Annotated in this window: 5 protein-coding genes; all 5 read left to right on the plus strand. The window is 71.9% G+C overall.

The annotated features are described in order from the left end of the window. Positions 1–481 (plus strand): terminase gpA endonuclease subunit (locus ACIQ3B_RS18595; protein WP_397405240.1); only part of this gene is annotated, 481 nt, incomplete at its 5' end. 308 nt (positions 482–789) lie between these two features. After that, the gene (locus ACIQ3B_RS18600; protein ID WP_397405242.1) at positions 790–933 is read left to right on the plus strand and encodes a hypothetical protein; all 144 of its coding nucleotides are present in this window, start codon (positions 790–792) and stop codon (positions 931–933) included. Between the two features lie 68 nt (positions 934–1,001). Further along, on the plus strand, positions 1,002–1,328 hold the full coding sequence (locus ACIQ3B_RS18605; RefSeq protein WP_397405244.1) for a hypothetical protein: 327 nt from the start codon (positions 1,002–1,004) through the stop codon (positions 1,326–1,328). After that, entirely contained in the window at positions 1,321–1,536 is a 216-nt protein-coding gene (locus tag ACIQ3B_RS18610) for a hypothetical protein (RefSeq protein WP_397405246.1), read from the plus strand. Before ACIQ3B_RS18605 ends, ACIQ3B_RS18610 begins: the two co-directional genes overlap by 8 nt. Beyond that, on the plus strand, positions 1,536–2,757 hold a 1,222-nt coding region (locus tag ACIQ3B_RS18615; RefSeq protein WP_397405248.1), incomplete at its 3' end, for a phage portal protein. The genes ACIQ3B_RS18610 and ACIQ3B_RS18615, both read left to right, overlap by 1 nt.

A 2,757-nucleotide genomic window follows, 5' to 3' on the forward strand; every position in this document is an offset into this window, starting at 1 on the left:
GGGCACGGTCATCCCGTCGCACGGCCGCTACGTCGGCGCGTCGAGCGTGCCGTTCAGCGACTACAAGCGCCGCCGCGGGGAGCGCGTCGGCCTCAACTGGCGCATCCCGACCGTCAGCGGCAAGCGCGCCGTGCGGCACGTGACCTTCGACACGAACTTCTGGAAGAGCTTCGTGCACGCCCGCCTCGCGGTGCCGCACGGCGACCCGGGATCGCTCTCGCTGTTCGGCCGTGACTCGCGTGCGCACGAGGTCTTCGCCGCGCACCTGACGAGCGAGTACCGCGTGAAGACCGAGGGCCGCGGCCGCGTGGTCGACGAGTGGAAGCTGCGCCTCGCAGGCGCGGACAACCACTGGCTCGACTGCCTCGTCGGCTGCGCGGTCGCGGCGAGCATGGAGGGATCGGTGCTCTTCGGCACGGACGCGAAGGTCGTCGCGAGGCCGCGCGTGAAGCTCTCGGCGATCCGCAAGGGAGGCCGGTGATGCCGCGGGAGAAGCGGACGGGGCTCGAGAAGGACGGCACGAAGCTCGGGCTGTCCTGCCGCGCCTGCGGCTGCCAGCACCTGCGGGTCGTCTACCTCCGTCGGCTTCCCAAGGGCCAGGTGCTCAGGAGGCGGGAGTGCAGGCACTGCGGCAGGCGGACATCGACGCGGGAGTCGGAGTCCTGACGCCGGGAATCGGCAGGAAAAAGGGCAGCGTTTCCGGGAGCGCGCCGGGCGGGACCTACGTTGGCCGTCCGCGATCGCGGCAGCGTGCCGCGGAGCCCACGCACCCACGCAGAGGACCCTCACATGAACATGCAGGAACCGATCGCCCGCCCGAACGACGCACTGGCCCACATCATCCGCCTCGGCCGCAGCCGTGCCCGGTGGCGCATGCTCGCCGTCGCGCTCATGGCGATGCTCGCGGGCATCGCGGTCGCTTCGTTCGATTGATCGAACGATCTCGGCGCCCTTCGTCCATTTCGTCCGGATCCGCCCCGCGCCGTGTCGGCACGTGGTGGATGCAGTCGCTCTCAGCCGACCTGCCCGAGACGCCCTTCGCGGCCAAGCTCGCCCTCGAGCTGCGGCTGTGCCCCGGCATGGACCGGGAGGACGCCGTGCAGGAGGCGTGGCTCGCCGCGCTCGAGGGACGCAACCCGGCCCGGGCGGTGAACACGTTCGCCCAGCGCGAGCGGCGTCACCGCAGGCGGGAGCCCGCGATCGCGTGCGAGGCCATGCGCTCCTTCCGCCTCTCGGCGATCCGCGCCGAGCGGGCGGCCCGCAGGCGGAACGCCAGGCGCGACGCGCTCATGGCATCCCCGTCGGCACGGGAGAGCACCCATGCCTGACGAGACGCCGAGCATCGCCGACGCGATCCGCGACAACGCCGCGGGCCTGAAGAAGGCCTCGAACGACGCGGGCAGCGTCGAGCAGCACCCGATCGCCGACCAGATCGCGGCCGACCGCTACCTCGCCTCGAAGCAGGCGGTGTCGCGACGCAACCGCGGCCTGCGCATCTCCCGCATCGTCCCGCCCGGCATGGGGGGACCGGCCTGATGGGCTGGCTCGACTCCATCCTCGGCCGCAAGGCGTCCGCAGCGCCGCGCACGATCTCGATCCGCGCCCGCTACGACGCCGCCGCGACCACCGACGCCAACCGCAAGCACTGGGCGAACGCCGACGGGCTCTCCGCGGATGCGGCGGCCTCCCCCGAGGTGCGCCGGATCCTCCGCAACCGCGCCCGCTACGAGGCCGCCAACAACAGCTACGCCGCGGGCATCGTCGCGACGCTCGCCAACGACGTCGTCGGCACCGGCCCGCGCCTGCAGGTGCTCACCGACGACCCCGAGGCGAACAACGCCATCGAGCAGGCCTTCGCCGCGTGGGCGCTCTCCACCAACCTGGCCGACCGGCTCCGCACGATGCGCATGGCGCGCGCCCACTCGGGCGAGTGCTTCGCGAAGCTCGTGTCGAACCCCGCCGTGCCCGGCCCGGTGAAGCTCGACCTCGCGCTCGTCGAGGCCGACCGCGTCGCCAGCCCCCACTGGGGCGCGCTCACGCCGACGGAGGTCGACGGCATCGTCTACGACTCCTTCGGCAACCCCGTGGCCTACCGCGTCATGGTGGAGCACCCGGGCGACCGGAGCGGGAACGCATCCCACGAGACCCTGCCTGCCGCGAAGGTCCTGCACTACTACCTGGGTGCGCGGCCCGAGCAGAGCCGTGGGATTCCCGACCTCGTCCCGGCGCTGCCGCTCTTCGCACAGCTGAGGCGCTACACGGTGGCCGTCCTCTCGGCCGCGGAGACCGCGGCGAACTTCGCGGGCACCGTCGAGACCGACGCGCCCGCCAACGGCGAGGCCGACCCGGTCGAGCCGATGGACACGATCGAGCTCGAGGCGAACTCGCTGCTGACGCTTCCGGCCGGATGGAAGATGTCGCAGGTCAAGCCCGAGCAGCCGACCACCTCCTACGGCGAGTTCAAGCGCGAGATCCTGAACGAGATCGCCCGCTGCCTGAACATGCCCTTCAACGTCGCCGCCGGGAACAGCTCGGGCTACAACTACGCCAGCGGTCGGCTCGACCACCAGACCTACTACCGGGCGATCAGGATCGACCAGGCGCACCTTGCGCGGACGGTGCTCGACCGCGTGCTCGCGGAGTGGTTCGACGAGGCGAAGCTCATCGAGGCGCTCGTCCCCCCGCGCGTGCGCGTGCTCGAGTTGCTGCCGCACCAGTGGTTCTGGGATGGCACCGAGCACGTCGACCCGGCGAAGG

Source organism: Phenylobacterium sp. (genome assembly GCF_044358365.1).
Classification (GTDB): Bacteria; Pseudomonadota; Alphaproteobacteria; order Caulobacterales; family Caulobacteraceae; genus Phenylobacterium.

Coding starts and splice junctions, on each gene's coding strand:
- ACIQ3B_RS18600 (WP_397405242.1), top strand. CDS start 790: ATGAACATGCAGGAACCGATCGCCCGCCCGAACGACGCACTGGCCCAC.
- ACIQ3B_RS18605 (WP_397405244.1), top strand. CDS start 1,002: ATGCAGTCGCTCTCAGCCGACCTGCCCGAGACGCCCTTCGCGGCCAAG.
- ACIQ3B_RS18610 (WP_397405246.1), top strand. CDS start 1,321: ATGCCTGACGAGACGCCGAGCATCGCCGACGCGATCCGCGACAACGCC.